Below are 15,514 nucleotides of genomic sequence, written 5' to 3' on the forward strand. Positions count from 1 at the left end.
GCGATGTCCGACACCGTCATCCTGACGCTGAACGCGGGCTCCTCGTCGATCAAGTTCGCGGTCTTCGAGCCCGGCGAAGAACCGGCCCTGCGCGCATCCGGTCAGGTGGAGAACCTGTCGCCGAGCCAGCAGACCCGGCTGATCGTCGACCGGGACGGCGACAGGCAGACCGCCGACATCGCCGCCAACGACCATGCCGGCGCGCTCGCCGCGATCCTCGATCATGCAGAACAATTGTTCGGCGGCGCCACGGTCGCCGGCGTCGGCCATCGCGTCGTCCATGGCGGCACGGACTTCACGGTCCCGACGCTGCTGCAACCGGACACGATCGCCGCCCTGCGTGCGCTCGAACCACTCGCGCCTCTGCACCAGCCGCACAACCTGGCCTGCGTCGAGGCCGCTTCGGCCGCCTTTCCGGACGCGCTGCAGATCGCCTGCTTCGACACCGCGTTCCACCGCACCCATCCGTTCGTCAACGACACCTTCGCCCTGCCCCGGCAATGGTTCGACCGCGGCGTGCGCCGCTACGGCTTTCACGGCCTGTCCTACGACTACATTACCTCGGAGATCGCCCGCACCGAGCCGGACTTGTCCACGGGCCGCGTCGTCATCGCCCATCTGGGCAATGGCGCGTCCATGTGCGCGGTCCGTGACGGGCGTTCGGTCGGCTCGACCATGGGTTTCACCGCGCTCGACGGCCTGCCGATGGGAACGCGCTGCGGTCAGATCGACCCGGGCGTGCTCCTGTACATGATGCAGCATGAGGGCATGGGCGCCGACGCCATCGCCGATCTTCTCTACCGCGAAAGCGGGCTGAAGGGCCTGTCCGGCCTGACCCATGACATGCGCACGCTGGAAGCCAGCGACAATCCGCGCGCGGCCGAGGCGATCGACTATTTCGTCTTCCGCATCCGCCGCGAACTGGGCGGCATGAGCGCGGTGCTCGGCGGGCTCGACGCGCTGGTCTTCACCGGCGGCATCGGCGAGAATTCGGCCCGCGTGCGGCGCGAGGTCTGTTCGGGCATGGATTGGCTGGGCATCGCCATCGACCACGACAGGAACGCCGGCAACGCCCGCGATATCGGCACGGACCGGGTCCGCGTGATGGTGATCCCGACCAACGAGGAACTGGTGATGGCGCGCGCCGTCGCAGGCGCCCTGTCGGCGGCTCACTGAACCGAGCGATACCAGTCGACGATGGCGCGGCGCTCGGCCTCTTCCATGAAGGATACGTTCGCCGGCGGCATGGCGTGGGTCACACCCGACTGGACGTAGATGTCTCGCGCATGCGCGGCAATCTGCGCATGGGTTTCGAGCCGCACCCCGTTGGGCGGAAACAGGATGCCGTCCCAGAACGGCTCTGTCGCATGGCACATGGCGCAGCGGCCCTGCACGATCGTGGCCACCTGCTCGAACCCTTCGCTCGCCATGATGCGCTCCTGGTGCGGCGTCGCCCTGGCCTCTTCGGGATTGGCGGGCTCATCCGAGAACAGCGGCCAGGTCGACAGGGCCATGATCAGCACGAAAAGCACTGCCGTGGCGAGCCACGTCCAGGTCGGGTTGCCGGCGCGCGCGTGGCGCGTGTTGAAATAGTGCCGGATCGTCACGCCCATCAGGAACACCAGCGCCGCGATCAGCCAGTTGTATTCGCTCGCAAACGCCAGCGGATAATGGATCGACAGCATGAAGAAGATCACGGGCAGGGTGAGGTAGTTGTTGTGCGTCGATCTGAGCTTGGCGATCTTGCCGTATTTGGCGTCGGGCGTGCGGCCCGCCTTGAGGTCGGCGACCACGATCTTCTGGTTGGGAATGATGATCAGGAACACGTTCGCCGTCATGATCGTCGCGGTGAACGCGCCAAGATGCAGAAGCGCCGCCCGGCCGGAGAAAACCTGCGTGTAGCCCCAGGCCATGGCGACCAGCAGCACGAACAAGAGAACCATCAGCGCGGTCGGCGTCTCGCCGAGCGGAGACTTGCACAGCCGGTCGTAGACGATCCAGCCGAAACCGAGCGAGGCCAGCGAGATTGCGATCGCGGCCGGGATCGAGATGTCGGCGACGTTCGGATCGACCAGATAGAGGTCGGCGCCCAGATAGTAGACGAGGCACAACAGCGCGAAGCCCGAGATCCAGGTCCAGTAGGCCTCCCATTTGAACCAGGTCAGATGTTCGGGCAGCGCGTCCGGCGCGACCAGATATTTCTGGATATGGTAGAACCCACCGCCATGGACCTGCCATTCCTCTCCGTCGGCCGGACCGGGAATGTCGCGGTTCAGGCCCAGATCGAGCGCGATGAAATAGAACGACGAGCCGATCCACGCGATCGCGGTGATCACGTGCAGCCACCGCACCGCGAACTCGGCCCATTCCGTGAAGATGGCGAGATCATACATGGGCTCTGAGATACCCCCCTCTGTCGGCTTCGCCGACATCTCCCCCGCAAGGGGGGAGAGTGGGGACCGAAATGCAAACAGCGCGCGCCCTCTCCCCCCTTGAGGGGGAGAAAGGAAAAACCCGGGCTTGGCGCAGCCAAGTCCTTGGTTTTTGCAAGAGGGGGGCAAAATGGAAATCGTCTGGCACGCGATCCACCTCAGCTCCCCCGATAGGTCGAATAGCCATAGGGCGAGACAAGAAGCGGCACGTGATAATGGGCATTACCGTCGCTGATGCCGAAGCGAATCGGCACCTCGTCTAGAAAGAGCGGCGCGTCGCCGGCCATCGCGTTGGCGCGCAGATAATCGCCGACGTGAAAGACCAGTTCGTACTGGCCGGTCTCGAACTCACCGGCCGGCAGGATCGGCGCGTCCGTGCGCCCGTCCTCGTTGGTGACCGCTTCGGCGATCATTTCGTGCGAACTGTCCGACAGCCGGTAGAGCCGGACCGTCATGCCGGCGGCGGGCATGCCGCGCGCCGTGTCCAGCACGTGCGTCGTCAGAAATCCGCCCTTTGTCATCGTCCCTCTCGCTTGCTTGTATGCGCCGGACAAATCGGCCAAACGGGTCCCTGCTTCCTCTGACAGCATCCGCCCCGCTTGTGAAGCCGCCAATCGAGCCCGGGAGTGCGCATCGTGAACCGTTATCCGCGCGACATGCATGGTTATGGCCAGACCCCGCCCGATCCGGAATGGCCGGGCGGCGCGAAGATCGCCGTCCAGTTCGTCGTCAACTACGAGGAAGGCGGCGAGACCTGCGTGCTGCACGGCGATGCGGCGTCCGAAGCGTTCCTTTCGGAAATCGTCGGCGCCGCGGCCTGGCAGGGGCAGCGCCACTGGAACATGGAATCGATCTATGAATATGGCGCGCGCGCCGGCTTCTGGCGTCTGCACCGCCTGTTCACGCAGGCCGGCATCCCGGTCACGGTCTACGGCGTTGCCACCGCGCTCGCCCGCTCGCCGGCGCAGGTGCGCGCCATGCAGCAGGCGGACTGGGAGATCGCCAGCCACGGGCTGAAATGGATCGAGTACCGGGACTACTCGCCCGACGAGGAAAAGCACCACATGGAGGAGGCGATCCGCATCCACCGCGAGGTCACCGGCGAACGCCCGCATGGCTGGTACACCGGCCGCTGCTCGGTCAACACGGTCGATCTGGCCGCGCAGGAAGGCGGGTTCGCCTATGTCGCCGACAGCTATGCCGACGACCTGCCCTACTGGCACCATTATGACGGCCACGACCAGCTCATCGTGCCCTATACGCTCGATGCCAACGACATGCGTTTTGCCACCGCGCAGGGCTTCAATTGCGGCGATCAGTTCTTCGCCTATCTCAGGGACACGTTCGACGCGCTCTATGAGGAAGGCGAACAGGGGCAGCCCAAGATGATGTCGGTCGGCCTTCACTGCCGGCTCGCCGGACGGCCCGGCCGGATCATGGCGCTCAGGCGCTTCATCGATCACGCGCAGTCGAAGGCCGATGTCTGGTTCGCGCGCCGCATCGACATCGCCGACCATTGGCGCGCGCGCTTTCCGCCACCGCACCGCACCCGGCCCTCGCGGCTCGACAAGGCGGCCTTCATCGAGGCGTTCGGCGGCATCTTCGAACACTCGCCCTTCATCGCCGAGCGGGCCTTCAACGGCGAACTGGGCCCGGCCAACGACACGGCGACCGGCCTGCATGCCGCGCTCGTCAGGCAATTCCGCGCCGCCTCGCACGATGAGCGCATGGGCGTACTGAAGGCCCATCCCGATCTGGCCGGCAAGCTGGCCGCCGCCAAGCGGCTGACCGCCGATTCGAGCGCCGAGCAGGCCTCCGCCGGGCTCGACGCGCTGACCGATGAGGAGCGCGCCACCTTCGAGAAGCTGAACGCGGCCTATACGGGCAAGTTCGGCTTTCCGTTCATCATTGCGGTGCGCGACCATGACAAGGCTTCGATCCTCGCCGCGTTTCAGTCGCGGCTCGACAACAGCGCCGAGCAGGAGTTCGCCGAAGCCTGCCGGCAGGTCGAGCGGATCGCGGAACTGCGTCTGATGGCGATCTTCGACGATGATTGACGGGAATGCGCCGACGCGAACCGCCGGCCGTGAACGTCACTCGTGCCCGTCGAGCGGCTCGTGGTCCGAGACAGAGGCGAGCGGTTCCATCGGCCCGCGCGCATCGCGGCTTCCGCCGCGGCCACCCAGAAGCATGATTTCGGCCTGCCGCAGCGCATCCGGGGCGTCGACGGCCACGATATCGGCGCCGGCCACGCGGTAGCGGTCGGGATTGGCGCTGACCGCCACGCCGCCATAGCAGATCTTCAGATGCTGATTGGACGAGGCCATGCGGGTGCGCACGGCAAGTTCGGTCGGGTCGCAGGCATCGTCGCGTGAGAAAGCGAGCGCGACCAGCGAGAAATGGCCGTGGCGCAGGGCCTCGTAATATTCCGCGCCGGGCTCGAGATCGGAACCGCCGGCGACGTGCCAGCCCGCATCCTGAAAGAACGCCTCGGCCATCGAAAAGCCCAGCGTGTGCCGGTCGCCGCCGGTATGGGCAAGCAGCACCCGCCGCCGCTCGTCCTCGAGCCACGGGGTGCGACCGGCCATGCGCCGGGCGACGAGCTGGTTGCACATCAGCCGCAGCCGCATCGAGATGATCTCGACCTTGACGAAATTGATCTCGTCCTCGCACCACAGATCGCCAAGTCGCGCCGCCACGGGCCGTACGATGACGCGATAGAAGGTATGCAGGCTCACCGCGTTGTCGATCAGCGAAGGGACGACTGTATCGAGAAAGGCCTGGTCGGAGACGAGCAGCGCGTCGAGCAGCATGTCCGGTTCCATGCCGGGAACCTGATCGGACCGGTCGACGCCGTTGCCGCCGCCGTCGCGCACCTGGGCGACGACATGCCGCTTGATGGCCTTCTCGAGCAATTTACTGTCCAGACGACGATCGACCGTGGGTGTGTTCAGTAGGGTGTACCGGAAATCCGGGGCCGGCTTTCCGGCATCATCCTGGCCCTCCACCGGGTCGTCCGGTCCCTCCCGACGCCCTTTCATCGTGCCTCCTCAGCGCCCCATCACACCGGTGCGCTCCCGGGATCATCATACGATGAAATCGGCGGCGACACGAGGGGGCGGCCGCCGAAACCGGCGCCTGGGGACGACGTGGACCGGGCCCGCGATCGGCTGCGCGCGGACGCGGCAGGGTCGCGCCTCAATAGCCTTTGAAGAACAGCGCCTTGCGATCGGTCCGCTTGGCTCGGATTTCGACCTGTCGCCGCCCCCAGGGCATCACGCGATGCTCCGAACGGGCCCGCCGCCGGCCTTAGACATCAGTATAATGGACGCCGATTCCGAACCACCGCGCAGGCAGCAAAAAGCCCGCCGACGGAGCCGGCGGGCTGGAACCGATCATGGCGCGACGATCACTCGTCGGCGCTTGCTTCCTCGCCCTCGGCGGCTTCCTCGCCACCTTCGGCGTCAGGCATCTCCGAGAACTGCGCCAGATAGGCCAGCACGTTCTGGATTTCCTCTTCGCTCTTCAGGCCGACGAAGGCCATCCGGTTGCCGCGCACATAGCCACGCGGATCGGCGAGATAGGCCGACAGCGTTTCCTCGTCCCAGACGTTGCCCTCTTCGCCGAACTGGGTCATGGCGCGCGAATAGCGGAACCCTTCCACGGTGCCGGGCGTGCGTCCGAAGACGTTGACAAGGTGGGGCCCGACCTTGTTCTGTTCGGCTTCGACATTGTGGCAGGTCGCGCAGGTGCGGAACACCTGTTCGCCGGCTTCCGGATCGCCGTCAATTGCATAGGCGGACGTGGATACGAGCACGGCGCCCGCCGCGATAACAAATGTCTTGAGCGATTTCACGTGGGTTCCTCCGGTTAAAATCCCTTCCGGGTCTCTCCTAGCACCTCAAAAAAGGCCGTCAACAGCGTGCCCGGTCAGATGGCAAGATGGGAAGCCATTTCGGCAGACAAGGTTCACGAACCTAAGACTTTGGTCGATGAACCCCACCTGAAAACACCATGGAAATCGGGCTGGCGACATGCCAGAATGTCAACCGAAATTGACACTATGGAGCCTTCCATGTCCGCACCGTTTCCTTTTGCCGCGATCGTCGGCCAGGAGGAAATGAAGCAGGCGCTGCTGATGGCGGCGACCGATCCGCTGCTCGGAGGCGTGCTCGTCTTCGGCGATCGCGGCACCGGCAAGTCGACCGCCGTGCGCGCGCTCGCCGCGCTTCTGCCGAAGGTCGAGCGTCGCGACGGCTGTCCCTACAATTGCGAGCCGGCGCAACCGGCCGACATCTGCCCGGTCTGCAACGCCGACAAGCCGCCAAGGGCCAGGGCCGGGCCCGCTCCGGTGGTCGACCTGCCGCTCGGCGCGACCGAGGACCGGGTCTGCGGCGCGCTCGATCTCGAGCGCGCGCTGGTCTCCGGCGAAAAGGCGTTCGAGCCGGGCCTGCTCGCCCGCGCCAACCGCGGCTTTCTGTACATCGACGAGGTGAACCTGCTCGAGGATCATCTGGTCGACCTGCTGCTCGACGTCGCCGCCTCCGGCGTCAATCTGGTCGAGCGTGAAGGGCTTTCGGTGCGGCACCCGGCGCGCTTTGTCCTGATCGGGTCGGGCAATCCGGAAGAGGGCGAACTGCGCCCGCAGCTTCTCGACCGGTTCGGCCTGTCGGTCGATGTCGCCTCGCCCGACAATCTCAAGGACCGCATCGAGGTCGTCCGCCGCCGCGAGGCCTACGAGCGCGACCGCGAGGGTTTCGTCAAGGCATGGAGCCGCAAGGACGCCGCCGTGCGCCGCCGGATCGACAAGGCCCGCGCCCTGCTGGCCGATGTGGAGACGCCGGACGCGGTGCTCGAACTGGCCTCGAACATCTGCCTGAAGCTGGGCGTCGACGGCCTGCGCGGCGAACTGACTCTGATGCGCGCGGCTCGCGCCCGCGCCGCGCTCGAAGGGCGGGGCGAGACCACAAAGGCCGACCTGATCGCGATCGCGCCGATGGCGCTGCGCCACAGGCTGCGCCGCGACCCGCTTGATGAGGCCGGTTCGGCCGCCCGCGTCGAACGCGCCGTCGGCGAAGCGGCCAACGGCGCCGCCGGCCATGCTTGAAGGCGGCGCGCGCGCGCCCGAACCGGACGTCCCCTCGCCCGTGGCCGCCGACCGGCCGGCAGCGGAGGCCGGCCACGATCCCGCCTGGTCCGACGCGCTTGTCGCCGCGCGACTTTTTGCCTGCGCCCCTGAAGCGCTCGGCGGCATCCATGTCATCGCCCGCGCCGGCCCGGTTCGCGATCGCTGGCTTTCGCGTCTTCAGACCCTGCTGCCCGACGCGATGCCGCGCCGCCGGATCACGCCGAACGTGCCGGCCGGACGCCTGACCGGCGGCATCGACGTCGCCGCAACGCTCGCCGCGGGCCGTCCGGTTCACGAGGCGGGCCTGCTGGAGACCGTCGCCGGCGGCTGCCTGACCGTCGCCATGGCCGAGCGCTTTCCGCCCGATCTGGCCGGCATCGTCGCGCGCGCGCTCGACGAGGGCGGCCGGTTCGGCGTCGTCGCGCTCGACGAGGGCGAGGACGACGAGGACCACGCGGTGCCCGGCGCGATCACCGACCGGCTCGGACTGCGCGTGCGGCTCGACGGCATCCCGATCCGCCATGCCGTCACCGGCGACGACCGCTGGACAGCGCCCGATGCCGAGGCCGCCGCGACGGTCGTGGTGCCCGACGCGCTGGCCGAGACCATCGTCGCCGTCGCCGCCATGCTGCGCGGCCACTCGATGCGCGCCCCGGCCCAGGCGATGGTCGCGACGCGTCTGCTCGCCGCACTGGACGGCCGCGCCGAGGCCGACGAGCATGACGTCGCCACCGCCCTGCGGCTGACCTGCGGCGCGATGCTTCAGGCGCCGCCCGAAGACCGGGGCGAACAGGACCGGCAGGACGAAGGCGAACCTGACCCCGCGCCTTCCGAAGGGCCGGACCGACCCGATAGCGAGGCCGAGACGGACCGCGAGGACGACCAGCCGGCCTTCGACCCGGAGATGCTGCAGGAGATGCTGATCGCCGCCGCCAAGGGAACCCGGCTCGATCTGGCGGCGCTGAACGAAACCGCGATCACCCGCACGCGCGCCCAGGCCGCCGCCGGCAAGGCCGGCGCCGTGCGCAAGGGCGCCCGGCGCGGCCGCCCCGCCGGGCTCGTCGCAAGGCCGCCCTACCCCGACGCGCGGCCCAATGTCGTCGCCACCCTGCGCACCGCCGCGCCCTGGCAGCCGATCCGGCGCAAGGCGCGCGGCCTGCCGCCTTGGTCGCGCGGCGAGCCGCTCGAGATCCGGCCCGACGATTTCCGCTATGTGCGCTACGCCCACAACACCGAATCCACCGCCATCTTCGCCGTCGACGCATCCGGCTCGACCGCGCTCGAACGGCTCGGCGAGGCCAAGGGCTGCGTCGAACTGCTGCTCGCCGAATGCTATGTGCGGCGCGACCAGGTGGCGCTGGTCGCCTTTCGCGGCGAAGGGGCCGAAGTGCTGCTCGAACCGACCCGTTCGCTGGTCAGGGCCAAGCGCTCGCTGACCGCCCTGCCCGGCGGCGGGCCGACCCCGCTGGCCGCCGGCCTGAAGCAGGCGGTCGAGTTGGCCGAACGCGCGAGGCGCCGGGGCCAGTCGCCGCTGATCGTCGTCCTGACCGACGGCAAAGGCAATGTCGCGCTCGACGGAACCCAGGACCGTGCCGCCGCCCGCAGCGACGCCGAGGACGTCGCCCGGCAGGCACGCATCGTCGGCGCCCGCTCTGTGATCATCGACATCGCCCGGCGGCCGCGTGCGGCCGCAAGCACGCTCGCCGAGGCGATGGGGGCCGACTACGTCACGCTGCCGCGCGCCGATGCGCGCGCCATGTCCGATGTCGTCACCAGCTACCTGAAGGAAGGCTGACATGGCCGCCCCTCAGGACGCTTCGCCCCCGGCCGACTGGCAGGCCGTCAGGGCGCGCTGGCCGAATTCCGACGCGAGCCGCTTCATCCGCCTCGGCCCGCTCATCTGGCACGTTCAACACATGGGCAGGGCCGGCGCGCCGTGCTGCCTGCTGGTGCACGGCACCGGCGCCTCCACCCATTCCTTTCGCGACCTGATGCCGCTGCTGGCGACGCGCTTCGACGTGCTTGCCGCCGACCTGCCCGGTCACGGCTTCACGACCGGCGCCAAGGGCCGGCTGTTGAGCCTTCCGGGCATGGCCGACGCGCTCGGCGATCTTTGCGCTGCGCTCGACTTCCGCCCCGATCTGGCCGCCGGCCATTCCGCCGGCGCCGCGATCCTGATCGAGATGGCGCTGCGCGGCCTGATCGCGCCGGCGACGCTCGTCGGCATCAACAGCGCGCTCGAGCCGATCGAGGGAAACGCGATCTTCTCGCCGCTCGCCAAGGCGCTGTTCGTCAACCCGTTCACGGCCCACACCGTCGCCTGGCAGGCGAAGTACACGCACCTGCCGCAGCGGCTGCTGGCCAACACCGGCTCGGGCATCGACCAGGCCGGCGTCGACCAATACGAAACGCTGATGCGCATGCCCTCCCACGTCGCCGGCGCGCTCGGCATGATGGCCAACTGGGATCTCAAGCCGCTGCAGGCGCGCCTTGCCGGACTGAAGACGCCGACCGTGCTGATCGCCAACGAGGACGACCGCATGGTGCCGGCCCGCGTCTCCCGGCAGGCGGCCCGCAAGACAAACTCGGCCCGCATCTTGTCCCTGCCGGAGGGCGGCCATCTGGCGCACGAGGCGGATCCGCGCCAATTTGCTGATATCATGTGCGAAATCGCGACAGAAGCCGGCCTGCTGCCGGCCCCGCAGGCGGCTCAATGATGCCAATGGCCGACCCGCGCCCGCTTGCCTTGCACCCGCTGCACAGCTTTACTCCGGAGCGATGATGACCATTCACCAGCCGCCGCCGACGCCCGCCGTGACCGGGTCCGACACCAGACCGCATGCGATCGTCATCGGCGCCGGGTTCGGCGGCCTCGCCGCCGCCGTGCGGCTGACCGCGCGCGGCTACCGTGTCACGGTGATCGACAAGCTCGACCGGATCGGCGGTCGGGCCTACGTGCACGAGCAGGACGGTTTCCGCTTCGATGCCGGCCCGACCATCATCACCGCGCCCTTCATCTTCGAGGCGCTGTGGGAGCTGCATGGCGAGCGCATGGACGACCATGTCACGCTCAAGCCGCTCGAACCCTATTACACGCTGCGCTGGGACGACGGCCGCACCTTCCGCTGCTGGTCCGACGCCGACAGGATGCGCGAGGAGATCGCTGCCTTCGACGCCGGCGACATCGCCGGCTACGAGGATTTCCTGGTCGAGAGCGAAAAGTGCTTCAGGACCGGCTTCCTGCGCATGATCGACGAGCCGTTCCACTCGTTCGGCCGCATGCTCGCCCAGATGCCGCACCTGATCGCCCGCCGCGCCGACCGTTCGGTTCACGCGCTGGTCTCCAAATATGTGCGCAACGAGAACGTCCGCCAGTCGTTGAGCTTCCACCCGCTGTTCATCGGCGGCAACCCGATGCGGACCTCCGGCGTGATGAGCCTGATCTCCTTCCTCGAGCGCAAATACGGCGTCCACTATGCGATGGGCGGCACCGGCGCTCTGGCCAGAGGCATCGCCGATCTCGCCGAACGGCACGGCACAACCTACCGGCTCGACACCGAGGTCGACGAGATCGTCGTCCGGGACGGCGCCGCAAGGGGCGTGCGCCTCAAGGGAGGCGAGACGATCGAGGCCGATTGCGTCGTCTCGAACGCCGAGGCCGGCTGGACCTACACCCACCTTCTGCGCAACCACGCCCGCAAGCGCTGGACCGATCGCAAGGTCGCGCGCATGAAATACTCGATGAGCCTGATCGTCTGGTACTTCGGCACCAACCGGCGCTACGAGGACATCGGCCACCACACGATCATGATGGGCCCGCGCTACAAGGGCCTGATCACCGACATCTTCGACAGGAAGGTGCTGGCCGACGATTTCTCACTCTATCTCTACCGGCCGACCGCGTCCGATCCATCCCTTGCGCCCGAGGGGTGCGACGCGTTCTACGTGCTCGCGCCGGTGCCCAATCTGGACGGCGACACCGACTGGACGACGATGGCCGAACCCTACCGCCAACGCATCCAGGACTATCTGGAAGGATCGGTCATGCCCGGCCTTTCGGACGCCATCGTCACCTCCAAGCTGACAACGCCGCTCGATTTCCGCGACAGGCTGCTGTCGACCAAGGGCGCCGCGTTCGGCATGGAACCGACGATCTTCCAGCTCGCCTGGTTCCGCCCGCACAACATCTCCGAGGAGATCGCCGACCTCTATCTGGTCGGCGCGGGCACCCATCCCGGCGCCGGCCTGCCCGGCGTCGTCTCCTCGGCCGCCATTCTCGACAAGCTGGTGCCCCATGCCGCACAACGCGCGTAAGGCCCCGCTCCTGAGCGCCCATGACCGGCGCCTGTGCCACGAGTCCATCCGGGCCGGCTCGAAGAGCTTCCATGCCGCCTCGCGCCTTCTGCCACGCGACGTACGGCTCGGGGCACGCGCGCTCTATGCCTTCTGCCGCTCCTCGGACGATCTGGTCGACGACGCCGGCAATGACGGCCGCGCCTCCGAACGGCTCGGGGAGCGTCTCGAACGCATCTATGCCGGCCGGCCGATCGATCTGGTCTGCGACCGCGCCTTCGCCGCCGTCGCCCAAGCCTATCATATCCCGATCGAGGTGCCGCTGGCGCTGGTCGAGGGGTTCGAATGGGACGAAGCGGGCCGCGACTACGATACGCTCGGCGATCTGAAGGCCTATGCGGCCCGTGTCGCCTCCACCGTCGGCGTGATGATGACCATGGTGATGGGCTGCCGCGACCGCGCGGTCCTCGCCCGCGCCGCCGATCTGGGGCTTGCCATGCAGCTCACCAACATCGCCCGCGATGTGGGCGAGGACGCCCGGCGCGGCCGCATCTACCTGCCGCGCGAATGGCTCGCCGCCGAAGGCATCGACCCGGACGCGCTCGTCGCCGCGCCGCGCTTTTCGCCCGCGCTTGGCCGCGTCGTCGCGCGCCTGCTCACCGAGGCCGACCGGCTCTATGACCGGGCGCTGACCGGCGTCGCCGGCCTTCCGGTCGATTGCCGGCCGGCCATCCGCAGCGCCGCTTTCGTCTACCGGGAGATCGGCCGGGAAATCCGCAAGGCCGGCTTAAACTCGGTCGACACGCGCGCCGTCACGACGGGTCGGCGCAAGGGCGAACTGATCGCGGTGGCAACGCTCACCCCGTTCCCGCTGCGCGCGCCGATGGACGATCCGGCGGACCCGTCGACCGCGTTTCTCGTCGATGTCGCCGCCGCGCACGAGCCGGTCGCCCCGCGCTCCATGGACGCCAAGCTCGGCCGCATGCTGGAGCTGATGGACGAAGCCCGCCGCCGCCAGCAGCAGATGCACATGGCCGCGCGGCAGGGGGGCTGACCGATGGAGAACCTCGGCATCATCGAGGTGATCTTAGGCGCGGTCGGCTTTGCCATCTTCTATGTCTGGCAGATGCGCTCGCTCAAGCGCGACAAGGAGGCGCTGAAGGCGCGGCAGGCGGCCGAGGCGGAAAAGGATCGTCAGCCCGAATAGTGCGCCCGGCGCGGCATGCGGAACGGCAGCATCGCCTTGACGATCGGGCTGGCGAAACGCCGGCCCGAAAAGCTCTCATGCATCAGCCGGACCTTCTGGCCGAACAGCACCGTGTCGATCGTCTGGCGCAGATAGAACGGGCCGTCCTCCAGCGTCTCGACCAGCACCGGCCGATGTCCGGGATCGGCATGGGCGCCCCGCTCGACGCCCCAGAAGCCGCGCCCGAGCTTCGTATAGGGCACCTCGTCCCGCTCGACGATCCGCCCGTTTCGGTCGAAATGCAGCACCAGGAGGCCACGCGAGCCGTCGCGCCGTTCGGTGTCGTAGAGGATCACCGATTCGCCGTTCGCCATCTCGCCGCGCGCCCAGTCCCAGCGTTCGAACGTGTTCTCGAGCCCCGTTTCGCCCCAGTTGGAATCAAGATAGCCATGGCCGGACCAGTCCGGCATCGCGCCGCGGGTGAATTCGAGCGCGATGTCGCCGGACGGCGCGATCGGCCACCAGCGCTGCCGGCCTTCGGCGTCAATGTCGAAGGCGCGGTTCGTGATCGCGTGCGGGACGAGCGTGATGCGCCCCGCGACCCGTTCGGGCAGCCACTGGCGCGGCGGACGCGGCACGGCGATCTCGTCGAAATCGATGGTCAGCCGGTCGCCGTGCCAGACGAGCCGGCTCGGCCCGACGCGGAACTGCGTCGCATCGCGCCGCATGGCGGATCGGCCGCGCTCGGTCATCGTCCAGCGATGCCCCGACGGACCGTAGAGCGCCACGTTGATGCACACATGATCGTCCGGATCGTGCCGCCCGCGCCAGGCATAATAGGGCGAAAACACCGAGCCGATGAAGGCGATCACCGACACGCCGTAGCGGCCGCAGGCGCTCAGCCCGTCGACATACCACCAGAGATAGCCGCCGGACGGGACGCCGGCATCGAACCGTGGTCCCTCACCAGCGCGTCCGCCGCCAGCAAGCCCGAAAGCGTCGCCATCGGCACGCCCGGACCCGGATGCACGCTGCCGCCCGCCAGATAGAGCCCCTTGAGCGCCGTGCGCGCGCCCGCCCGCTGGAAGCTCGCCAACCATCCGTGCGTCGCCCGTCCGTAGATCGCCCCGCCGCTGCCCGGAAACAGCTTGGCGAAGCCCGCCGGCGTCGTCACTTCGGTCCGCAGCGACGCCCGGTCGAGCGTCAGCCCGCAGCGGTCCAGTTGTTCGAGGGTCAGGGTCAGGCATCGGTCGATCTCGTTGTGGTCGTATTGTTTCGTGTCACCGTCGGCCGGCGCGTTGACCAGCATCAGCACGCGCTCGCGCCCGGCCTGGCGCGCCGCGTCCGAAACCGTGCCGTGCGGGTCGCGATCCTGCGCGCAGATATAGACGGTCGGTTGGGCCGCGATGCGGCGCTCGTCGAAGATGGCCGAGAACTCGGCCGGATAGTCCGGGCCGAAGAACACCGTATGGTGGGCGAGCGGAAAGTCGGCGACCGGCATCGTGCCGGCGACCGCGATCGCCGACAGGGACCGTTTCGCCGGCGGCACGGGACGTGGGCGCACCGCGCGGCCCGCTTCGCCGGCAAGCCCGGCGCCGAGCGCCGAGACATCGCCGTTGAAGACCACCGCGCGCGTCTCGACCCGCTCGCCATCGTCCAGAACGACGCCCGAAACGCGTCCGTTTTCCGACAGGATTTCGGCGACGCCCGTGCCGAACCGGTAGCGCACGCCGCGCGCCTCGCCAAGCCGCACCAGCCCCTTGGCCAGCGCATGCATGCCGCCATCGACCATCCACACCCCTTCCTGCTCGACATGGGCGATCAGCATCAGCGTGGCCGGCGTCAGGAAGGGCGAGGAACCCACATAGGTCGAATAGCGCGCGAACAGCTGGCGCAGGCGCGGATCGGAGAAATAGTCGCCGAGCGCCGACCACATCGTGTCGAACGGCCGCAGCGTCAGGTGGCGCCGGATCGACAGCGGCCCCAGCCGCCACAGGAACCGCGCCATGGTCGGCCGCTGGCCGGCGATGAACGGCTCCTTGAGGATCGCGAAGATCGTCTCGCTGTCGGCGCAGAAGCGGCGATAGCCGTCCGCGTTGGCGCGGTCGCTGAAGGCCTCGATCGCCTCGGCCGACTTGCCGATGTCGGCGAAAAGATCGAGCGAGGACCCGTCGGTCCAGCGGTGGCGCGCCAGAAGATCGGCCTTCTTCAGCCCGACCGCGTCTTTCAGCCTCTGGCCGGAGCCTTCGAGCAGCCGGTCGAACACCCATTTCATCGTGAAGACGGTCGGCCCGCCATCGACCAGCGCCCCGTCGACCGCCACGTGCCGCATCTTGCCGCCGGGCGCGTTCTCCTTGTCGAAGACCACCACGTCATGGCCCTGCCCGGCCAGCCGGATCGCGGCGGCGAGCCCGCCCATGCCGGCGCCGATCACCACGGTCCGCTCGCGCCTGACGCCCATGTTCATGTCTGTCG

The 15,514-nt window shown here is 68.3% G+C and carries 14 protein-coding genes; 8 read left to right on the forward strand and 6 right to left on the reverse strand.

What is annotated here, in order from left to right:
- Positions 1-3: 3 nt before the first annotated feature.
- Entirely contained in the window at positions 4-1,176 is a 1,173-nt protein-coding gene (locus E0E05_RS11710) for an acetate/propionate family kinase (protein WP_131616880.1), read from the forward strand.
- Here E0E05_RS11710 and E0E05_RS11715 read toward each other — a convergent pair.
- Positions 1,170-2,393: a urate hydroxylase PuuD gene (locus E0E05_RS11715; protein WP_131616881.1), complete on the reverse strand. Its 1,224-nt coding sequence runs from the start codon at positions 2,391-2,393 to the stop codon at positions 1,170-1,172. The two genes, E0E05_RS11710 and E0E05_RS11715, sit on opposite strands and share 7 nt — an antisense overlap.
- Before the next feature lie 197 nt (positions 2,394-2,590).
- On the reverse strand, positions 2,591-2,953 hold the full coding sequence (gene uraH, locus E0E05_RS11720; RefSeq protein WP_131616882.1) for a hydroxyisourate hydrolase: 363 nt from the start codon (positions 2,951-2,953) through the stop codon (positions 2,591-2,593).
- Between the two features lie 135 nt (positions 2,954-3,088).
- Between uraH and puuE the strand changes: the two genes are divergently transcribed.
- Positions 3,089-4,489: an allantoinase PuuE gene (gene puuE, locus E0E05_RS11725; protein WP_192900476.1), complete on the forward strand. Its 1,401-nt coding sequence runs from the start codon at positions 3,089-3,091 to the stop codon at positions 4,487-4,489.
- 36 nt (positions 4,490-4,525) lie between these two features.
- Here puuE and E0E05_RS11730 read toward each other — a convergent pair whose 3' ends face one another.
- Together E0E05_RS11730 and E0E05_RS11735 are read right to left on the reverse strand one after the other, a co-directional pair.
- Entirely contained in the window at positions 4,526-5,347 is an 822-nt protein-coding gene (locus E0E05_RS11730; RefSeq protein ID WP_158629354.1) for a cobalamin-dependent protein, read from the reverse strand.
- 494 nt (positions 5,348-5,841) lie between these two features.
- Positions 5,842-6,288 (reverse strand): c-type cytochrome, encoded by a 447-nt coding sequence (locus E0E05_RS11735; RefSeq protein WP_131616885.1) that lies wholly within the window; start codon positions 6,286-6,288, stop codon positions 5,842-5,844.
- A 219-nt stretch (positions 6,289-6,507) separates the two neighbouring features.
- On the opposite strand from E0E05_RS11735, the gene bchI reads away from it, so the two are divergent.
- The 6 genes from bchI to E0E05_RS17380 all read left to right on the forward strand — a co-directional run bounded on the left by bchI (position 6,508) and on the right by E0E05_RS17380 (position 13,060).
- Positions 6,508-7,539 (forward strand): magnesium chelatase ATPase subunit I, encoded by a 1,032-nt coding sequence (gene bchI / locus E0E05_RS11740; RefSeq protein ID WP_131616886.1) that lies wholly within the window; start codon positions 6,508-6,510, stop codon positions 7,537-7,539.
- Entirely contained in the window at positions 7,532-9,355 is a 1,824-nt protein-coding gene (locus E0E05_RS11745; RefSeq protein ID WP_158629355.1) for a magnesium chelatase subunit D, read from the forward strand. The genes bchI and E0E05_RS11745 overlap by 8 nt, the downstream gene beginning before the upstream one ends.
- 1 nt (position 9,356) lies before the next feature.
- Complete coding sequence (gene bchO / locus E0E05_RS11750) at positions 9,357-10,277, forward strand: alpha/beta fold hydrolase BchO (protein WP_131616888.1); 921 nt, start codon at positions 9,357-9,359, stop codon at positions 10,275-10,277.
- Between the two features lie 61 nt (positions 10,278-10,338).
- Entirely contained in the window at positions 10,339-11,874 is a 1,536-nt protein-coding gene (gene crtI / locus E0E05_RS11755) for a phytoene desaturase family protein (RefSeq protein ID WP_131616889.1), read from the forward strand.
- The gene (locus E0E05_RS11760; protein WP_131616890.1) at positions 11,855-12,907 is read left to right on the forward strand and encodes a phytoene/squalene synthase family protein; all 1,053 of its coding nucleotides are present in this window, start codon (positions 11,855-11,857) and stop codon (positions 12,905-12,907) included. Before crtI ends, E0E05_RS11760 begins: the two co-directional genes overlap by 20 nt.
- 3 nt (positions 12,908-12,910) lie before the next feature.
- A complete protein-coding gene (locus tag E0E05_RS17380; RefSeq protein ID WP_158629356.1) occupies positions 12,911-13,060 on the forward strand; it encodes a hypothetical protein in 150 nt (49 codons plus the stop codon).
- Here the strand turns inward: E0E05_RS17380 and E0E05_RS11765 are convergent.
- On the reverse strand, positions 13,048-13,911 hold the full coding sequence (locus E0E05_RS11765; RefSeq protein WP_131616891.1) for a carotenoid 1,2-hydratase: 864 nt from the start codon (positions 13,909-13,911) through the stop codon (positions 13,048-13,050). The genes E0E05_RS17380 and E0E05_RS11765 overlap by 13 nt on opposite strands.
- A gap of 26 nt (positions 13,912-13,937) precedes the next feature.
- The gene (crtD, locus tag E0E05_RS11770; RefSeq protein WP_342212091.1) at positions 13,938-15,506 is read right to left on the reverse strand and encodes a 1-hydroxycarotenoid 3,4-desaturase CrtD; all 1,569 of its coding nucleotides are present in this window, start codon (positions 15,504-15,506) and stop codon (positions 13,938-13,940) included.
- Positions 15,507-15,514: the final 8 nt, after the last annotated feature.

The organism is Roseitalea porphyridii, from assembly GCF_004331955.1.
Lineage (GTDB): Bacteria > Pseudomonadota > Alphaproteobacteria > Rhizobiales > Rhizobiaceae > Roseitalea > Roseitalea porphyridii.